At 60.5% G+C, this 17,088-nt stretch carries 16 protein-coding genes; 5 read left to right on the forward strand and 11 right to left on the reverse strand.

The features are described from left to right. Window positions 1-50: 50 nt before the first annotated feature. The 4 genes from proW to ACJ8HT_RS22835 all read right to left on the reverse strand — a co-directional run bounded on the left by proW (window position 51) and on the right by ACJ8HT_RS22835 (window position 5,071). Window positions 51-1,157, reverse strand: coding sequence for a glycine betaine/L-proline ABC transporter permease ProW (gene proW / locus ACJ8HT_RS22820; protein ID WP_195873734.1), 1,107 nt, complete (start codon window positions 1,155-1,157; stop codon window positions 51-53). Continuing rightward, window positions 1,150-2,352, reverse strand: a complete 1,203-nt coding sequence (gene proV / locus ACJ8HT_RS22825; RefSeq protein WP_194571791.1) for a glycine betaine/L-proline ABC transporter ATP-binding protein ProV — start codon at window positions 2,350-2,352, stop codon at window positions 1,150-1,152. The genes proW and proV overlap by 8 nt, the downstream gene beginning before the upstream one ends. Before the next feature lie 407 nt (window positions 2,353-2,759). Further along, complete coding sequence (locus ACJ8HT_RS22830) at window positions 2,760-3,446, reverse strand: response regulator (RefSeq protein WP_033635694.1); 687 nt, start codon at window positions 3,444-3,446, stop codon at window positions 2,760-2,762. Window positions 3,447-3,478: 32 nt separating this feature from the next. Further along, on the reverse strand, window positions 3,479-5,071 hold the full coding sequence (locus tag ACJ8HT_RS22835; protein ID WP_197653521.1) for an ATP-binding protein: 1,593 nt from the start codon (window positions 5,069-5,071) through the stop codon (window positions 3,479-3,481). A 326-nt stretch (window positions 5,072-5,397) separates the two neighbouring features. On the opposite strand from ACJ8HT_RS22835, the gene ACJ8HT_RS22840 reads away from it, so the two are divergent. After that, window positions 5,398-6,753 (forward strand): 2-hydroxycarboxylate transporter family protein, encoded by a 1,356-nt coding sequence (locus ACJ8HT_RS22840; protein ID WP_033635692.1) that lies wholly within the window; start codon window positions 5,398-5,400, stop codon window positions 6,751-6,753. A gap of 98 nt (window positions 6,754-6,851) precedes the next feature. On the opposite strand, the gene ACJ8HT_RS22845 is transcribed toward ACJ8HT_RS22840, so the two are convergent. Continuing rightward, window positions 6,852-7,823, reverse strand: a complete 972-nt coding sequence (locus ACJ8HT_RS22845) for a patatin-like phospholipase family protein (RefSeq protein WP_197653519.1) — start codon at window positions 7,821-7,823, stop codon at window positions 6,852-6,854. A 206-nt stretch (window positions 7,824-8,029) separates the two neighbouring features. Here ACJ8HT_RS22845 and ACJ8HT_RS22850 point away from each other — a divergent pair, with 206 nt between their 5' ends. Then, a complete protein-coding gene (locus tag ACJ8HT_RS22850; RefSeq protein ID WP_100397075.1) occupies window positions 8,030-8,974 on the forward strand; it encodes an MBL fold metallo-hydrolase in 945 nt (314 codons plus the stop codon). 12 nt (window positions 8,975-8,986) lie between these two features. Here the strand turns inward: ACJ8HT_RS22850 and ACJ8HT_RS22855 are convergent, their stop codons facing one another. Continuing rightward, window positions 8,987-9,880 carry a LysR family transcriptional regulator gene (locus ACJ8HT_RS22855; protein ID WP_194571788.1) on the reverse strand — a complete coding sequence of 298 codons (894 nt, stop codon included), beginning with the start codon at window positions 9,878-9,880 and terminating at the stop codon, window positions 8,987-8,989. Between the two features lie 101 nt (window positions 9,881-9,981). Between ACJ8HT_RS22855 and ACJ8HT_RS22860 the strand changes: the two genes are divergently transcribed. Together ACJ8HT_RS22860 and ACJ8HT_RS22865 are read left to right on the forward strand one after the other, a co-directional pair. Next, entirely contained in the window at window positions 9,982-10,722 is a 741-nt protein-coding gene (locus tag ACJ8HT_RS22860; RefSeq protein WP_197653518.1) for an SDR family oxidoreductase, read from the forward strand. A 64-nt stretch (window positions 10,723-10,786) separates the two neighbouring features. Continuing rightward, window positions 10,787-10,990, forward strand: a complete 204-nt coding sequence (locus ACJ8HT_RS22865) for a DUF1289 domain-containing protein (RefSeq protein WP_197653516.1) — start codon at window positions 10,787-10,789, stop codon at window positions 10,988-10,990. Window positions 10,991-11,052: 62 nt separating this feature from the next. On the opposite strand, the gene nrdF is transcribed toward ACJ8HT_RS22865, so the two are convergent. The 5 genes from nrdF to ACJ8HT_RS22890 form a co-directional block, all read right to left on the reverse strand. Beyond that, window positions 11,053-12,024, reverse strand: coding sequence for a class 1b ribonucleoside-diphosphate reductase subunit beta (gene nrdF, locus ACJ8HT_RS22870; RefSeq protein WP_197653514.1), 972 nt, complete (start codon window positions 12,022-12,024; stop codon window positions 11,053-11,055). 8 nt (window positions 12,025-12,032) lie between these two features. Next, window positions 12,033-14,177: a class 1b ribonucleoside-diphosphate reductase subunit alpha gene (nrdE, locus tag ACJ8HT_RS22875; protein WP_141960023.1), complete on the reverse strand. Its 2,145-nt coding sequence runs from the start codon at window positions 14,175-14,177 to the stop codon at window positions 12,033-12,035. Continuing rightward, a complete protein-coding gene (nrdI, locus tag ACJ8HT_RS22880) occupies window positions 14,159-14,563 on the reverse strand; it encodes a class Ib ribonucleoside-diphosphate reductase assembly flavoprotein NrdI (RefSeq protein ID WP_015378865.1) in 405 nt (134 codons plus the stop codon). Before nrdI ends, nrdE begins: the two co-directional genes overlap by 19 nt. Before the next feature lie 9 nt (window positions 14,564-14,572). Then, a complete protein-coding gene (gene nrdH, locus ACJ8HT_RS22885; RefSeq protein ID WP_004928934.1) occupies window positions 14,573-14,803 on the reverse strand; it encodes a glutaredoxin-like protein NrdH in 231 nt (76 codons plus the stop codon). A gap of 272 nt (window positions 14,804-15,075) precedes the next feature. Beyond that, window positions 15,076-15,507, reverse strand: a complete 432-nt coding sequence (locus tag ACJ8HT_RS22890; RefSeq protein ID WP_197653513.1) for a carboxymuconolactone decarboxylase family protein — start codon at window positions 15,505-15,507, stop codon at window positions 15,076-15,078. A gap of 95 nt (window positions 15,508-15,602) precedes the next feature. On the opposite strand from ACJ8HT_RS22890, the gene pdxR reads away from it, so the two are divergent. Continuing rightward, window positions 15,603-17,036, forward strand: coding sequence for a MocR-like pyridoxine biosynthesis transcription factor PdxR (pdxR, locus tag ACJ8HT_RS22895; protein WP_197653511.1), 1,434 nt, complete (start codon window positions 15,603-15,605; stop codon window positions 17,034-17,036). The last annotated feature ends 52 nt before the right edge of the window (window positions 17,037-17,088 follow it).

Raw genomic sequence — 17,088 nt, forward strand, 5'->3', positions numbered from 1 at the left:
TGTGGTGGTGTCATAGCCCGCCGGGGCCGCAGCCGCCGGCGGGAAAAGCGTCAGGCTTGTTTGATGAACGGGCGAGTCAGCAGCCCGATGGGGCCGCGGCGGTACCAGCGGCCGATGCCTTTGCTGCGGCGATCGCGCCCCAGCGATTGGGTGAGGCGATCGAGAATGATCGCCAGGATCACGATGCCGACGCCGCCGACGGCGGCCAGGCCCATGTCCAGCCGGCCGATGCCGCGCAGCACCATCTGGCCCAGACCGCCGACGGCGATCATCGAGGCAATGACGACCATCGACAGCGCCAACATCAGCGTCTGGTTAACGCCGGCCATAATGGTCGGCATCGCCAGCGGCAGCTGCACCTTGAACAGCAGCTGACGCGGGCTGGCGCCGAAGGATTCGGCGGCCTCGATCAGATCCTCCGGCACCTGCTTGATGCCCAGAATGGTCAGGCGCACGATCGGTGGCAGCGCGAAGATGATGGTCACTACCACGCCCGGCACGTTGCCGATACCGAACAGCATGACGATCGGCACCAGGTAGACGAAGGCCGGGGTGGTCTGCATGGCGTCGAGCAGCGGTCTAATCACCTTGGCGGCATGCTTGCTGCGCGCCAGCCAGATGCCGAGTGGCAGGCCGATAAGAATGCAGAAGAACAGCGCGGTCAGCACCAGCGCCAGCGTGACCATCGCCTGCGACCAGGCACCGATGGCGCCGATGGCGACCAGGGAGAGCAGCGTGGCGGCGCCCATGCCGAGGCCCGATACCTGCCAGGCGAGCAGCGAAAACACCAGAATGGCGATCGGCGCCGGCATGCCCAGCAGAAGCTGCTGGAAGCCGCTCAGGATCATGTCGACCGGCACGCGGATGCCCTGGAACAGCGGGCGGAAGTGCAGCACCAGCCAGTCGATGCCTTGCGTGACCCAGGTGTCGAACGGCACCCAGGCTTTGTGGAACGGATCGAGCAGGCTGAAGTGTTCCGGCTGCGCCGGGGCGCCGCTGAGCCAATCGGCGCCTTGTCCGGCGGCGTCATGGGCGGCCGGCGGCGGCGCGCTGGACCAGGCGTCGCCGGCGTTGGCGGCGGCATCGTGAGCGGGTGCGGCGCCGGTATCGGCCGGTGCGGTAGCCCAGGGATCTTGGGTCTGCGTGGTATCACTCATTGGCTGAGCCCTCCTTGTCCAACGCCTGCAGCAGCATGGCCTTGGAGATGATGCCGAGATAGTTATGTTCTTCGCACACCACCGGCACCGCGCACGGGGCCTGGGCGACGAGGGAAATCAGATCGCTGAGCGGCGTGTCGGCCGGCACGGCGGCGGGGGCCTCGAGCAGGGCATCGTCCAGCGTTTGATTGGCGGACAGCGCCTTTTTCAGCGACTCTATCGACACTACGCCGATAAATTTCTTCCCGCGTTCAACAACATAACCATAGTCCCGGTCCTCATCGCGCAGCAGCTGCAGCGCCGAACGGGGGCCAAAACCGGGAGTTTTGCGGATCAGCGTCACCGGGCGCCGTTGGGCGATATCCTTGGCGCTGAACACATGGCTGATGTCCACGCCGCGGAAGAAGGTGCGAACATAGTCATTGGCCGGGTTATTCAGGATCTCGTCCGGCGTGCCGACCTGGATCACCTCACCGCCCTGCATGATGGCGATGCGATCGCCAATACGCATCGCCTCGTCCAAATCGTGGGAAATAAACACGATGGTGCGCTGATGCTGGGCCTGTAATTTCACCAGCTCATCCTGCATTTCGGTGCGAATTAACGGATCGAGCGCCGAGAAGGCTTCGTCCATCAATAATATGTCCGGATTATTGGCCATGGCGCGGGCTAATCCCACGCGCTGACGCATGCCGCCGGATAATTCATCCGGATAAGACAATGCATAATTCTCCAGCCCGACCTGACGCAGGGCATCCAGCGCTTTTTCCTGGCGTTCCTGCAGCGGTATGCCGGCTAATTCCATACCAAAGGCGGTATTATTCAAGACATTCATATGCGGCATTAGCGCGAATGACTGAAATACCATGCTGATCTTATTTCGCCGCACGGTGCGCAGCGCGGTATCGGATATTTTGGCGATGTCCTCACCGTCGATCAGCACCTGACCGCGGGTGGGTTCTATCAGACGATTGAGAAGGCGTACCAGGGTGGACTTGCCGGAACCGGAGAGCCCCATGATGACAAATATCTCGCCTTCTTCAATGGCCAGAGTGGCGTCTTTTACGCCGAGCGATAAGCCGGTTTTTTCAAACAACTGATCTTTTGTCAGACCTTTATCCAGCAGTTTGAATGCGCGTTCCGGGTGTTCGCCAAATATCTTATACAGGTTCTTTACTTCGAGTTTAATTGCCATGCAATTTGCTGTTTCCTCTGGTTTAATTAAAGCGATATGAGCTGTCCTTAGCAAAATAAAAGAGCTTTTTACCCTAACACAGTGAATATCTGAGACAACCCTCAATGTCGTTTAAATGGAATATTAGTGGTTTACATCAAGGTTTTAATTAGTTATGGTAATTTGGCCCATGACTCAAAATTGACGGCCGTTATTCGCCATAATGGGTTGGTTTTTGGGAGAAATAACGCGGCATGAAGCAATGGGATATTTCGCTTCTGCGTCTGCCGTTCGGATAATAAAAAACCCGACCAGAGGCCGGGCAAAAATCATCAGTATTTCATCAGTTTTAACGACAGGTGCCGATATCGAGGGGGATATCGTCGGTCGCTATGTTATCGCCGTAATATGACAGCCAGATGGCAGCCTCAGGCCTTGCGATACAGCCGCCGCGGATGGCCGATATTGCCGTACAGCATCTCCACCCGCACGAACTGGGTGGCGACGCAATATTCCAGATAACGGCGGGCGGTGGTTTTGCTGATGCCGACCTGCTCCACCACGTCTTCCACCGCATGCGCCACCGCCGGCTGGGCGATAAACAGCGCCTGCACCAGCTCGAGGGTATTGGTTTCGATGCCTTTGGCGCTCGGCTCGCTGGAGAACTGCTTCGACTGCAGGTTGTACAGCGCATCGACGTTGTCCTGATCGATGATCTTGAAGGTGCGCTGGGTCTGCACGAACTGCATGAAGCGTTCGAGCGAATTGCGCAGCCGCTTGTAAGACACCGGCTTGATGATGTAGTCGAAGGCGCCGTTGCGGATCGCCTGGCTGCAGGTATGCATGTCGCTGGCGGCGGTGATGAAGATCACCGAGCAGGCGGGGTTCTTCACCGCCGGTTCTTCCATCAGCTCGATGCCCTGGCCGTCCGGCAGAAAGTTATCCAGCAGGATCAGCCGCGGCTGATGCGCATTGGCTTTGGCCCGCGCTTCGGCCAGCGTGGCGGCATAAGCCACCACCCGCAGGTTGAAATTTTTCTCGATGAACTCCGCGTGCAGCGTCGCCAGTTGCGGCTCGTCTTCCACGATCAGAACGTCCAGTGCTTGGTGTGACATAATCGGGTGCTCAAAAAATCGGGTTATGGGTTTTATTTAGGGATAAATATAGAGAATATCGCGCCGTGCGGCTCGTTGTCCGACACTTCTATGCTGCCGTGCGCCTGCGCCACGTGGCTGGCGACCAGATGCAGGCCGATGCCGTGGTCGCTTTTATCCGCTTTGGTGGTGACGCCCTGTTCAAACAGCGTATCACGAATCTCCTCGGCGATGCCGGTGCCGCGATCCGCCACCTCGATCACCAGCTCGTCGCTGCCGTCGCTGATATAAAGCTCGATCGCTTCGTGCGGGGCCGGGCAGTGCAGCGTCGCCTCCACGGCATTATCCAGCAGATTGCCGACGATCGACATCAGTTCGGTCTCATTCAGCGCCGCCGGGATCTGCCGCAGCTGGCAGGCCGGATCGAAGCGCAGCTCAATGCCTTTTTCTCTGGCGCTGGAGTATTTGCCCAGCAGCAGGCCGCACAGCGCCGCCGAGCTGAAGCGCTGCGAGATGAAATCGAGGATCTCCTGCGCGCCCTCCGACTGGGCCTCCACGTAGCGGATAGCCTCGTCGTAGCGCTGCATATGCAGCAGCCCGGCCAGCGTCGCGGTCCAGTTCAGCTGCTCGTGGCGCATGATGCGCAGGTTGTCGGCATAGCGTTTCACCTGGCTGAGCTGGCTGCTCAGGGTATTGATATCGTTCTTGTCGCGGAAGCTGATCACCCAGCCTTGCAGCTCCTGTTCCTGCATGATGCGCACCCGGCTGGCGATCACCCGCACGTGGTTGAAGCGGCACACCTCGTCATGCGTATCCTGGCCCAGCTGCGCGGCGGCGAAGAAGTTCGGCTGCGCCTGGATCACGTCGCCGATCGGCCGCCCCAGCAAGCCGGCGGCGGGCTGGTGCAGATCCAGCAGCTCGCGCGCCGCATGGTTGATGGTGATGATCCGCATCTGCGGATCGATGGCGATCACCCCTTCATAGATGGCTTCCAGCAGCGCTTTTTGCTGGCGCACCAGCAGCGCGATCTCTTTCGGCTCCAGCCAGAACATCTGGCGCTTGAGGTTTTTCGACAGCAGCCAGGAAAAGACGAACAGGGCGATCAGCAGCAGGACGATGGAGCCGATAATTTGCGTCAACGTCCTGGCATTTAAATTATCGATATGCGATTTCAAATAGCCGACCGAAACGATGCCGATCACGCGATTATTTTCATCCACGATCGGCGCCTTGCTGCGCAATGAAACGCCAATGCCGCCCTTGCGAATGGAAATAATGCTTTTTCCTTCCAGCACCTCTTTATTATCGCCGCCGATCATCGGCGTGCCCAGGCGGCCTTCATATTCGGAATGATAAAGGTGGCGGGCATGATTATCGCCGATGACGATATAACTGGCGTCGCTGCTGGCGCGGATTTTTTTCATCAGCGCGGCGATCCGGGCGTCGTCGTTGTTCTCCACTGCGTCCACCAGCGAAGGAATGAGGGCGATTTCCCGCGCCTGTACCTGGGCGCGGGCGCCGAGATCGCGGTGCAGCTGCGCATCCAGCTGGTAATAGGTATAGGCGCCGATACAGGTCAGCAGCAGGCAGGAGAAGGCCACCAGGCACAGAAACAGCTTGATTTGAAATGAGAGTTTGAGGCGCATGGCGGTGCTTCACCGTAAAGAGATCCTGAAGCCTTACCCTATCACGAGAAGCGGGGTCTGTAATATTGAGCCCGATCAACTTGTGATCCCTCACACGGGATTAGAGTGAACCGGACGAGAATTGTTCGTCTGCGATAAAGTTGATAAGCTTTAAAATAAAAACGGTATTAACACCATTAAAACCACGCCGGTTTTTACATAATCTTAATTAACCCCATAGAAACCATAACCACCATTAAAAACCCTTTTTAACTTTGAACATAATCACAGCAGATAATCCGTGCGCTTCTCTATGATGGCTGAACAAACTAATAAGAGGCCAGATTATGAGCACAACAGATGATTCTTACCTCGTAGCCAAAGACAAGGCCGCCGATATTCCTCTGCGTGAGAAATGGTGGCGGATACTGGACAATTATAAAGTAGGGATTATTCCGTTACCGTTCTTTATTCTGGCCGGTGTATTGATTCTGCTCGACTGCCTGGAAGGCAAATTGCCGAGCGATATCGTGGTGATGGTGGCCACCCTGGCGTTCTTCGGTTTCGCCTGCGGCGAATTCGGCAAGCGCCTGCCGCTGATCGGCAAAATGGGCGCGGCGGCGATCTGCGCCACCTTCATTCCTTCCGCGCTGGTGCACTACGGTCTGCTGCCGGACGTGGTGGTGGAGTCGACCACCAAGTTCTACAAATCGACCAACATTCTTTATCTCTACATCTGCTGCATCATTGTCGGCAGCATCATGAGCATGAACCGCCAGGTGCTGATCCAGGGCTTCCTGCGCATCTTCATTCCGATGCTGTGCGGCGAGATCGTCGGCATGCTGGTGGGGATGGGCGTCGGCATGGCGCTGGGCCTGGAGCCGTTCCAGATCTTCTTCTTCCTGATCCTGCCGATCATGGCCGGCGGCGTGGGTGAAGGGGCGATCCCGCTGTCGATGGGCTACGCGGCGATCCTGCACATGGAGCAGGGCGTGGCGTTGGGGCGCATTCTGCCGATCGTGATGCTCGGCAGCCTGACTGCCATCGTCATCGCCGGCCTGCTTAACCAACTGGGCAAGCGTTATCCGCACCTGACCGGCGAAGGCAGCCTGATGCCGAGCAAGCAGGGCGACAGCGACATGAACGCGGTGGAAAAAATCAGCGGCAAGGTGGACGTCAGCACCATCGCCTGCGGCGCGCTGCTGGCCATCCTGCTGTATATGGTGGGCATGCTGCTGCACCGCCTGATCGGTCTGCCGGCGCCGGTGGGCATGCTGTTCGCCGCCGTGGCGGTGAAGCTGGCGCACGGGGTGTCGCCGCGCATTCAGGAAGGCTCGCAGGTGGTGTACAAATTCTTCCGCACCGCCGTGACTTATCCGATCCTGTTCGCGGTCGGCGTGGCCATCACGCCGTGGCAGGAGCTGGTGGACGCGTTCACCGTACAGAATCTGATCGTGATCGTCACAACCGTCAGCGCGCTGGTGGCGACCGGTTTCTTCGTCGGCAAGAAAATCGGCATGCACCCTATCGACGTGGCGATTGTCTCCTGCTGCCAGAGTGGGCAGGGCGGTACCGGCGACGTCGCGATCCTCACCGCCGGCAACCGCATGTCGCTGATGCCGTTCGCCCAGATCGCTACGCGTATCGGGGGCGCTATCAACGTCTCGCTGTCGCTGCTGGTGTTGGCCAAGTTCTTCGTATAACTCCTATAAATCCTTAGCGTTACTTTGCCTTTCCCCGCCCCCGCGGGGATTTTTTTTGCCCGCGCGCCGGCCGTACGCGCGGGCCGGGATAATGCCGGTTACGCTGCCTGTTTCATGGCGGCGTCGTACCAGGTGAAGTAGCGCTCTACGCCGCGGCGGCCGGATTCGATCAGCGCGCGTTTCTTTTCCTCGCTGATGCCGAACTCCAGCGTGCCGACGTCGAGCGTGTCGACATACACGGTGCGCTTCCAGTCGTCGCTGTCCAGGTGCACCTTGGTTTGGATGTCCAGCATCACGTTGGCCACCGCCAGGGTGAAATCAAACAGGTTGTTGACCGGCGTGCGCGGGCCGGCCTGCCCGGCGGCCTGGGCGATTTCGCCGGCGGAGTCCAGGCGAAGGCCCAGGGTGCGGGTGTTGATGCGCTGGCTGGAACTGTCGATATAAGGCGGCGTGGCGGAAAAGTCATAGTCGAACAGCCGCACCGGGTAGTTGTCGATCATGCCGCCGTCGATGCACAGATCGCCCAGGGTATTGTTCTTCGCCACGAAGGCGAACGGGAACGACATCGAAATGCGCAGGCCGTCCGCCACTTTCATGCGCGGCGTGGTGCGATGCGAATAGACCTCGCGTTGGCCGCTGTTGAGGTTGGCGCCGATAAAGTAAATCGACTTGAATCCTTTCGCCGCTTTCATCGCTTCGAACTGCTCGAAGGTAATATCCGGGTTGCCGGTATATTGCTTGATAATATCGCGCGACCATTGATAGAAATAATCGCCGGGCGCGATGCCGTATTGATTGAACAGACGATAGGCATCCTGGATCGTACCGAAAAAGCCGCCGTTATAATCGAGGAATTTTTTAAAATCCATCGCCGACAGAATTTTAGTGACGTCCGCCGAGCTGCAGCCCAGGCCGACCAGCAGCGCGGCGATGGCGCCCGCCGAGGCGCCGGAGGTTTGCTTGATCTGCGGCATGATGCCTTTGGCTTCCAGCAGTTCCAGCGCGCCGCCATAGGCGATGCCTTTTACGCCGCCGCCTTCAAAGACCAGATTTTCGAATTGATAGTTCATGATATTTCCTCACTCTTGGTTTAGGGAGTAAGAAAAATAACCAAGTGGCGAGCGAGAAAATATGGATTGGGGTTGTGTGGCTCGGCAAACAAAATTATTCATAATAAATATATTATTTATATATTTATCAAAGGCATTTATTAAACAGGCGCATCGGACCTTTTGCGTCAATACTTAGCGCTGTCCAATTATCGCAAGGAGTCATCATGTTCTGGAAACGTTGTCTGCTGGGCGCGGCGCTGGCCGTTATGTCATTACAGGCCGGGGCCGCCGCGCCGCAGGCCAAAACCCCGACGCCGGGATTTTACCGCATCATGCTGGGCAGCTTTGAAGTGACCGCGTTGTCCGACGGCGTCATTCGCCTGCCGGCGGACAAGCTGTTGCTGAACACCACGCCGCAGCAGATCGCCGCCGGGTTGGCCGAGCGGCATCAAAGCCTGCCGGTGGTCACCTCGGTCAATGCCTATCTGATCAATACCGGCGACAAGCTGGTGATGATCGACAGCGGCGCCGGCCAGCTGCTGGGCGACGGCCTGGGCAAGCTGGTGGATAACCTGCGCGCGGCGGGCTACCAACCGGAGCAGGTGGATGAGATCTACCTGACCCACATGCACCCGGATCACCTCGGCGGCCTGACGCACGACGGCAAGGCGGTATTCCCCAATGCGGTGGTGCGCGCCGCCAGCCAGGACGCGGACTTCTGGCTGAGCGCCGACCAGCTGAAACGGGCCAACGCGGAAAATAAAAGCAACTTCGAAAGAGCCCAGGCGGCGATCAAGCCTTATCAGGCAGCCGGGCACTTTAAGCCATTCAACGGCGACGGCGAGCTTTCGCCGGGCATCGCCGCCTTTGCCGCCCACGGGCATACGCCGGGCCACAGCGTCTATCAGGTGACGAGCCAGGGCAAAAAGCTGCTGTTGCTGGGGGATCTGATCCACGTAGCGGCGGTGCAGATGCCGCATCCGAAGGTGGCTATCAGCTTTGACAGCGACGCCAAGGCGGCGGTCGCTCAACGGCTGCGGGTGTTCGGCGACAGCGCGCGGCAGAGCGAGCTGGTGGGCGGCGCGCACCTGTCGTTCCCAGGATTGGGCTACCTGAACCGCCAGGGCGAAGGGTACAACTGGGTGCCGCTGAATTACGGCGCGCTGTAACGCACTCGGTCGCTACCGGTTGCGCTCGGCGAACACCCGGCTGAACCAATCGAGAAACACGCGCACCCGCGGCGAGAGCTGGCGGTTGCGCGGATAAAGCAGCGAGACCGGCATCGGCGGAGAAGGCCAATCCGGCAGCAGCGGCAACAGGCTGCCGTCGGCCAGATCGCCGCGCAGGTGATAGCGCGGCACCTGAATGATGCCCAACCCGGCGCGGGCGGCGGCGACCAGGCTCTCCGCCGCGCTGACCGACACCGTCGCCGGCAGCGTGATGGGCTGCGCTTGCCCCGCCACCGTGAACGCCAGCGGCATCAGCGCACCGGTCGCCGAAGAGCGAAAGCCCACCATGTGGTGATGGCGCAGATCGTCCAGGCTTTGCGGCGTGCCGAAGCGCTGCAGGTAGGCCGGGGCGGCACAGGTCACCTCTTCCAGCTCGCCCAGGCGGCGCGCCACCATGTCGCTGTCCCGCAGTTTGCCGACGCGCACCACGCAGTCGATGCCTTCCCGCAGCGCGTCCACCAGCCGATCGCCTTCGCTCATATAGAGCTCGATATCCGGGTATTGCGCTAAAAAATCGGGCAAGTCGGGCAACAGAAAATGGCGCGCCAGCGTGCCGTGCACCTCGATGCGCAGCAGCCCGCGCGGTTTGGCGCCGGCGAACGCCATCTCCGCCTCTTCGATGTCCGCCAGAATGCTCAGGCAGCGCTGATAGTAGGCTTCGCCGTCCAGCGTCGGGCTGACGTGGCGGGTGGTGCGCTGCAGTAGCCTGACCTGCAGCCGGGCTTCGAGCTGTTTGATGGCGTCGGTCACGGTGGAGCGCGGCAGGTTCAGATCCTGCGCCGCCTGGGTAAAGCTGCGTTGTTCTACCACGCGGGTGAACAGGCGCATGGCGTCGATTCTGTCCATAATTGTTCGTTTATTTCGGATAGTGATAACGAAGAATAGGGGATTATTCGCCGTGCCGAAAGGTGCATGATGACAACTCACTGACCCAGGAGGAGAGACTTATGCAGCACGCCACTCAACGCGTCGCCATCGTCACCGGCGCATCTCGCGGCATCGGCGCCGCTATCGCCGAGCGTCTGGCCGCCGACGGTTTTACCGTCATCGTCAACTATTCAGGCAACCCGGCGCCGGCTGATGAACTGGTGCGCAAGATAGAACAAGCGGGCGGCCGCGCGCTCGGCGCCAAAGCCGACGTCAGCGATGCGGCTGCGGTTTCCCGATTGTTCGACAGCGCCGAACAGGCGTTTGGCGGCGTCGACGTGCTGGTCAACAACGCCGGGGTGATGGCGTTGGCACCGGTGGCGGACATGCGCGATGAAGACGCGGATCGCCTGATCGATATCAACCTGAAAGGCAGCTTCAACACGATGCGCGAGGCGGCGAAGCGCCTGCGCGACAATGGTCGCATCATCAACTTCTCCTCCAGCGTGGTGGGGCTGCTGCAGCCGGGGTACGGCATGTATGCCGCCAGCAAGGCGGCGATCGAGGCGCTGACCAGCGTGCTGGCAAAAGAGCTGCGCGGCCGCAATATCACGGTGAACGCCGTTGCGCCGGGGCCGACTGCGACCGGGCTGTTCCTCGACGGTAAAACCCCGGAGCTGATCGAGCGGCTGGCGAAGATGGCGCCGCTGGAGCGCCTGGGCACGCCGGAAGATATCGCCGCGGCGGTGGCCTTCCTCGCCGGGAACGACGGCGGCTGGATCAACGGCCAAACCCTGCGTGCCAACGGCGGCATCATCTGATTGACGACGCGCCGTCGCCGGATCGGGTATCCTGTGGCGGCACACATCACATCAAGGGCGGTTTATGGCGGGCGACAATCAGCAATTCCAGCACGGCGTGAGATCGCCCTGCGTCAGCCTGTGCCGCATCGACGACGAAACCCAGCGGTGCCGAGGATGTCGGCGCACGCGGGCGGAGATCGCCGCCTGGCCGACCGCCAGCGACGCGGAGAAACGCGCTATTTGGCGGCGGCTTGAGCTGCGTGTGGCCTTCAAGCAAAACACATAGTCGCGGGAGCACGACACGTCGCACTCCCGCGAAAGCCTTTTCCTGATACGGCCAGCCAGCCCTCAGAAATCCCAGTCCTCATCCTCGGTGTTGACCGCCTTGCCGATGACGTAAGACGAACCGGAGCCGGAGAAGAAGTCGTGGTTTTCATCGGCGTTCGGCGACAATGCCGATAGGATAGCCGGGTTGACCTCCGCCATCGCCGGTGGGAACAGCGCTTCATATCCCAGATTCATCAGCGCCTTGTTGGCGTTGTAGTGCAGGAAGGTTTTCACGTCTTCCGTCCAGCCGACGCCGTCGTACAGTTCCTCGGTGTAACGCACCTCGTTGTCGTACAAATCCTGCATCAGGTCGAAGGCGAAGTTTTTCACCTGCCGGCGCCGCGCGGCGTCCACTTTCTCCAGCCCTTTCTGGAACTTATAGCCGATGTAGTAGCCGTGCACCGCCTCGTCGCGGATGATCAGGCGGATCAGATCGGCGGTGTTGGTCAGCTTGGCGCGGCTCGACCAGTACATCGGCAGGTAAAAGCCCGAATAGAACAGGAACGACTCGAGGAATACGCTGGCAACCTTCTTCAACAGCGGATCGTCGCTGCGGTAGTGGGCCAGAATGATGCCGGCCTTTTTCTGCAGCGCGCGGTTTTCCTCGCTCCAGCGGTAGGCGTCGTCCACGTCCGGCGTTTGGCACAGGGTGGAGAAGATTGAGCTGTACGAGCGGGCGTGCACCGCCTCCATAAAGCTGATGTTGGAGTACACCGCCTCTTCGTGCGGCGTCAGCGCATCGGCGATCAGGGCCGGCGCGCCGACGGTGTTCTGGATGGTGTCCAGCAGCGTCAGCCCGGTAAACACCCGAATGGTCAGCTGCTGCTCTTTCGGCGTCAGCGTGGCCCAGGAGGGGATATCGTTGGACAGCGGCACCTTCTCCGGCAGCCAGAAGTTGGAGGTCAGGCGGTTCCATACCTCCAGATCCTTGTCGTCTTCGATGATGTTCCAGTTGATGGCGCGCGCCAGCGGCGCCGATGTTAGGGTCGTCATAAGTTGCCTCACAGCGAGCAGGACACGCAGCCCTGCACCTCGGTGCCTTCCAGCGCCATCTGGCGCAGGCGGATGTAGTAAATGGTCTTGATGCCTTTGCGCCAGGCGTAGATCTGCGCGCGGTTGATATCGCGGGTGGTGGCCGTATCGCGGAAGAACAGCGTCAGCGACAGCCCCTGATCGACGTGCTGCGTGGCGGCGGCGTAGGTATCGATGATCTTTTCCGGGCCAATCTCGTAGGCATCCTGGTAATACGCCAGGTTGTCGTTGGTCATGTAGGGCGCCGGGTAGTAAACGCGGCCGATCTTGCCTTCCTTGCGGATCTCGATGCGCGAGACGATCGGGTGGATGCTGGAGGTGGCGTTGTTGATGTACGAGATGGAACCGGTCGGCGGCACCGCCTGCAGGTTCTGATTGTACAGCCCGTGCAGCATCACCGACTGGCGCAGCGCGCGCCACTCGTCGCGGCCTGGAATGGCGATGCCGGCGGCGGCGAACAGTTCGCGCACCCGCTCGGTCTGCGGCAGCCAGTCGCGTTCGGTGTACTTGTCGAAGTACTCGCCGCTGGCATAGCGGGAGTGTTCAAAACCGTCGAAGGCGCCGCCGCGCTCGATCGCCAGCCGGTTCGAGGCGCGAATGGCGTGATAGGCCACGGTATAGAAATAGAGGTTGGTGAAGTCGATGCCTTCTTCCGAGCCGTAGAAAATGCGCTCGCGCGCCAGGTAACCGTGCAGGTTCATCTGGCCCAGGCCGATGGCGCGGGCGCTGCGGTTGCCCTCGGCGATCGACGGCACCGAGCGGATATCGCTCATGTCGGCCACCGCAGTCAGCGCGCGGATCGCGGTCTCGATCGCCTTGCCGAAGTCCGGCGCGTCCATGGTTTTGGCGATGTTCAGCGAGCCGAGGTTGCAGGAGATGTCCTTGCCGATGCGATCGTAGCTCAGATCCTCGTGATACGTGCTGGCGCGGTTGACCTGCAGGATCTCCGAACACAGGTTGCTCATGTTGATGCGCCCGGCGATCGGGTTCTCCCGGTTGACGGTGTCCTCGAACATCACGTACGGGTAGCCGGATTCGAACTGGATCTCCGCCAGCACCTGGAAGAACTCGCGCGCGTTGATGCGCGACTTGCGGATGCGCTTGTCGTCCACCATCTCGCGATATTTCTCGCTGACGGCAATCTCCGAAAACGGCACGCCGTACACCCGTTCGACGTCGTAGGGTGAGAACAGGTACATCTCTTCGTTGTTCTTCGCCAGCTCGAAGGTGATATCCGGGATCACCACCCCCAGCGACAGCGTTTTGATGCGGATCTTCTCGTCGGCGTTTTCCCGTTTGGTGTCGAGGAAACGCAGAATGTCCGGGTGGTGGGCGTTGAGATACACCGCGCCGGCCCCCTGGCGCGCGCCGAGCTGGTTGGCGTAGGAGAAGGCGTCTTCGAGCATTTTCATGATCGGAATGACGCCGGAGGACTGGTTCTCGATGCGCTTGATTGGCGCGCCCACCTCGCGAATATTGCTCAGCAGGAAGGCCACGCCGCCGCCGCGTTTCGACAGCTGCAGCGCGGAGTTCACCGCCCGCCCGATCGATTCCATATTGTCTTCGATACGCAGCAGGAAGCAGGAGACCAGCTCGCCGCGCTGGCGTTTGCCGCAGTTGAGGAAGGTTGGGGTGGCCGGCTGGAAGCGGCCGGAAATCATCTCCTCCACCAGATCCTGCGCCAGCCCGGTGTCGCCCGCCGCCAGCGTCAGCGCCACCATGCATACCCGATCTTCGTAGCGCTCCAGATAGCGTTTGCCATCGAAGGTTTTGAGCGTATAGCTGGTGTAATACTTAAAGGCGCCGAGGAAGGTCTCGAAGCGGAATTTTTTGGCGTAGGCCTGCTGGAACAGCTGCTTGATAAATGGGAATTCGTACTGCGCCAGCACCTGCGGCTCGTAGTAGCCTTCCTCCACCAGATAGCGCAGCTTTTCCTCCAGGTTATGGAAGAACACGGTGTTTTGGTTGACGTGCTGCAGGAAGTAGTGCCGCGCCGCCAGCCGATCTTTATCGAACTGGATCCGGCCTTCCGCATCGTAAAGATTGAGCATCGCGTTGAGCGAATGGTAATCCAGCGCGCCCGTCTCGGGCCTGGTCAGTTCTGTCGTTGCCAAAATGCGGTTACTCCCTGTCGAACGTTTTCAACGTCTTGCGCGGTGCCGAGCAGCTCGAAGCGGTACAAAAAAGGCACCTGGCATTTTTTGGCGATGATGTCGCCGGCGATGCCGTACGCTGCGCCGAAGTTGGTGTTCCCGGCGGCGATGACGCCGCGCAGGTATGAACGGTTTTGCGGAACGTTGAGAAAGCGGATGACCTGGATCGGCACCGCGCCGACGGCGCTGCCGCCGCCATAGCTGGGCACGATCAAGATATAGGGTTGTTCCATCAGCAATTTGCTGCGGGCTCCGGCGATCGGAATGCGGATCGCCGGCAGGCCCAGTTTCTCAACGAACCGATGGGTGTTCTCCGAGCTGCTGGAGAAATAGACCAGCGGATTCATCGGCGGGCCTCAGCAGGTGAGCGCCAGCGCGCCGATCTTGTCCGGCCGGAACCCGGACCAGTGATCGTCACCGGCGATAATCACCGGAACTTGCTGATAACCTAAGGATTTAACGTGATTCAGCGCCTGCTGATCCTGGGTGAGATCGATCACCTGATAATCAATCCCCTGTTTATCAAATGCGCGATAGGTGGCGTTGCACTGGACACAGTCCGGCTTACTGTAAATAATAATGCTCATGATTCGCATTTACCTTTAGGCTGAAGGAAAGGCGGACAAGTCAGATAACGGAGCATCGTTCCTGGCGTTTCTGACGGCGTTATCAACCGAACGACACTCCCTGCGGCTGACCCATAAAATACTATATGTTGATATTTGTTTTATCAACCACGCTATATATGGTGTTTTGTCGGGTTGGAGGCGCAGGCCGCGCCGGGGCTGGAAAAGGCGAGGGAAAAAATTTTTGCGGGTGAGAAATTCCCCCTCTCAGTGAAGAGGGGGAATCGAGCGCATTACTGACGCATGCTGACGGCCAGCCGGTTGAAGGCGTTCATGATGCTGATGGCGAAGGTCAGATCGGCGATCTCGGTATCGCTGAAGTGCACTTTCAGCGCCTCGAAAGCGCTGTCCGGTGCGCCGGTGGCGGCGATCAGCGTCACCGACTCTGCCCATTCCAGCGCGGCGCGTTCGCGCTCGCTGAACTCATGGCTGACGCGCCAGCCCGCCAGCGTATCCAGCTTGGCATGGCTGAAGCCGCTTTCGCGCAGCGCTTTGCCGTGCATATCCAGGCAGTAGGCGCAGCCGTTGATCTGCGAAACGCGCATAAACATCAACTCGATGGTCGCCTTGTCCAGGGCACCTTTCTCCAGCGCCATCAGCGCGCTTACCATATTTTTGTACGGGGCGGGCGCCAGCTCGGCATAGTTCAAACGTTGCTTAATCATGGTCAACCTCAATCGGTAGTAACGAAATCATGACGCTACTTTAGCGGCCTTATGGTCTATGCTATAGGGCCATAAAATGATTATTTAACCGGGCCATGATGCCATCTTTCCTGACCTCGCTGCGGCTGGACAACCAGCTGGCGGAACCGCTGTACCGGCAGATCTACCTGCGGATTAAAGACGCCATCGCCCAGGGCAGCCTGGCGGCGGGCAGCCGATTACCCTCAGTGCGCGGGTTGGCGAGCGATCTGGGCGTGGCGCGCGCCACGGTGGAAAGCGCCTACGCGCAACTTATTGCCGAAGGTTTCTTGCAGAGCCGTGGGCAGGCGGGCACCTATGTCTCGCCGCAGCTGCCGCACGTGCCGCCGGGTGCGGTATCCGCTGCGCCGCCGCTGGCGGCGATGGCGCCCGATCCGCTGCAGCCGCAGGGCATGCTGCAGCCTTTCCAACTGGGCGTGCCGGCGCTGGACGCGTTTCCCCGGGCGTTATGGCAGCGCATTGTCGCCCGCCAGCTGCGCGGTTCCACGGTGTCTTCCCTGGCGCTGCCGCCGGCCGGCGGCCTGCCTGAGCTGCGTGAGGCGATCGCCCATTATCTGCATTTGTCGCGCGGCATCAGCTGCAGGCCGGAGCAGGTTTTCCTCTGCGCTGGCTATCCGGCGCTGTTGGACTGGGTGGTGGAGACGCTGTTGCACGCCGGCGACGCGGTATGGATCGAAGATCCCGGCTATCCGGTCACGCGCCCGCTGCTGCGGGCCGCCGGCGTCAGGCCGATCGCCGTGCCGGTGGATGAACAAGGCATGGACGTGGCCGCCGGTAGGCTGACGGCGCCTGAGGCGCGGCTGGCGGTGGTGACGCCAACCCATCAAAGCCCGCTCGGCGTCACGCTCAGCCTGGCGCGGCGCATGGCGCTGCTCGACTGGGCGCAGCAGCGCAGGGCCTGGATCCTGGAAGATGACTACGACAGCGAGTTTCGCTATCACGGGCGGCCATTGCCGCCGCTGAAAAGCCTCGATGTTCAGGGGCGGGTGCTGTACGCCGGCACCTTCAGCAAAACGCTGTTCCCGGCGCTGCGCATGGCTTACCTGGTGGTGCCCGCCGGCCTGACGGAGGCCTTTGCGCGCAGCAGTCGGCTACGTGGCTGCGGCTGCCCGCCGCTGCTGCAGGCCGGCGTGGCGGATTTTATCCGGCAAGGGCATTTCTACCGCCACCTGAAACGCATGCGGCCGCTGTACCGCCAACGGCGTGAGTGGCTGACGCAGGCGCTGGAACGGCAGCTGGGGACGTGGCTGACGGCGGTGCCGCAACAGGGCGGCATTCAGCTGTTGGCCCGGCTTCACGACGGCGTAGCGGATGCGCCGTTGGCGGCGCAAGCCTGGCAACAGGGGCTGGCGGCGCAGGCGTTGTCGGACTGGCGAATCGATCATCCGGCGGGGCAAGGATTGCTGCTGGGCTTCGCCAATTTTACTCGGCAAGAGGAGACGGAGCGGGCGGTGCAGGGGCTGGCGCAGCTGTTCAAACGCCTCAATTAAACGGCCCGCGATTTCCGCGGGCCAGACGCACATCTGTTTTATCTTTATGACT

The sequence above is a fragment of the Serratia sp. CY44782 genome, assembly GCF_052168715.1.
Taxonomy (GTDB): Bacteria; Pseudomonadota; Gammaproteobacteria; order Enterobacterales; family Enterobacteriaceae; genus Serratia; species Serratia nevei.

What these genes read in the sequence shown, in the direction of transcription:
- ACJ8HT_RS22855 (WP_194571788.1), bottom strand. Translation starts at nt 9,880, where the DNA reads ATGGACAGAATCGACGCCATGCGCCTGTTCACCCGCGTGGTAGAACAA.
- proV (WP_194571791.1), bottom strand. Translation starts at nt 2,352, where the DNA reads ATGGCAATTAAACTCGAAGTAAAGAACCTGTATAAGATATTTGGCGAA.
- nrdH (WP_004928934.1), bottom strand. Translation starts at nt 14,803, where the DNA reads ATGAGCATTATTATTTACAGTAAGCCGGACTGTGTCCAGTGCAACGCC.
- nrdF (WP_197653514.1), bottom strand. Translation starts at nt 12,024, where the DNA reads ATGACGACCCTAACATCGGCGCCGCTGGCGCGCGCCATCAACTGGAAC.
- pdxR (WP_197653511.1), top strand. Translation starts at nt 15,603, where the DNA reads ATGATGCCATCTTTCCTGACCTCGCTGCGGCTGGACAACCAGCTGGCG.
- ACJ8HT_RS22830 (WP_033635694.1), bottom strand. Translation starts at nt 3,446, where the DNA reads ATGTCACACCAAGCACTGGACGTTCTGATCGTGGAAGACGAGCCGCAA.
- ACJ8HT_RS22865 (WP_197653516.1), top strand. Translation starts at nt 10,787, where the DNA reads ATGGCGGGCGACAATCAGCAATTCCAGCACGGCGTGAGATCGCCCTGC.
- ACJ8HT_RS22860 (WP_197653518.1), top strand. Translation starts at nt 9,982, where the DNA reads ATGCAGCACGCCACTCAACGCGTCGCCATCGTCACCGGCGCATCTCGC.
- ACJ8HT_RS22890 (WP_197653513.1), bottom strand. Translation starts at nt 15,507, where the DNA reads ATGATTAAGCAACGTTTGAACTATGCCGAGCTGGCGCCCGCCCCGTAC.
- nrdI (WP_015378865.1), bottom strand. Translation starts at nt 14,563, where the DNA reads ATGAATCCGCTGGTCTATTTCTCCAGCAGCTCGGAGAACACCCATCGG.
- ACJ8HT_RS22845 (WP_197653519.1), bottom strand. Translation starts at nt 7,823, where the DNA reads ATGAACTATCAATTCGAAAATCTGGTCTTTGAAGGCGGCGGCGTAAAA.
- ACJ8HT_RS22840 (WP_033635692.1), top strand. Translation starts at nt 5,398, where the DNA reads ATGAGCACAACAGATGATTCTTACCTCGTAGCCAAAGACAAGGCCGCC.
- ACJ8HT_RS22850 (WP_100397075.1), top strand. Translation starts at nt 8,030, where the DNA reads ATGTTCTGGAAACGTTGTCTGCTGGGCGCGGCGCTGGCCGTTATGTCA.
- ACJ8HT_RS22835 (WP_197653521.1), bottom strand. Translation starts at nt 5,071, where the DNA reads ATGCGCCTCAAACTCTCATTTCAAATCAAGCTGTTTCTGTGCCTGGTG.
- proW (WP_195873734.1), bottom strand. Translation starts at nt 1,157, where the DNA reads ATGAGTGATACCACGCAGACCCAAGATCCCTGGGCTACCGCACCGGCC.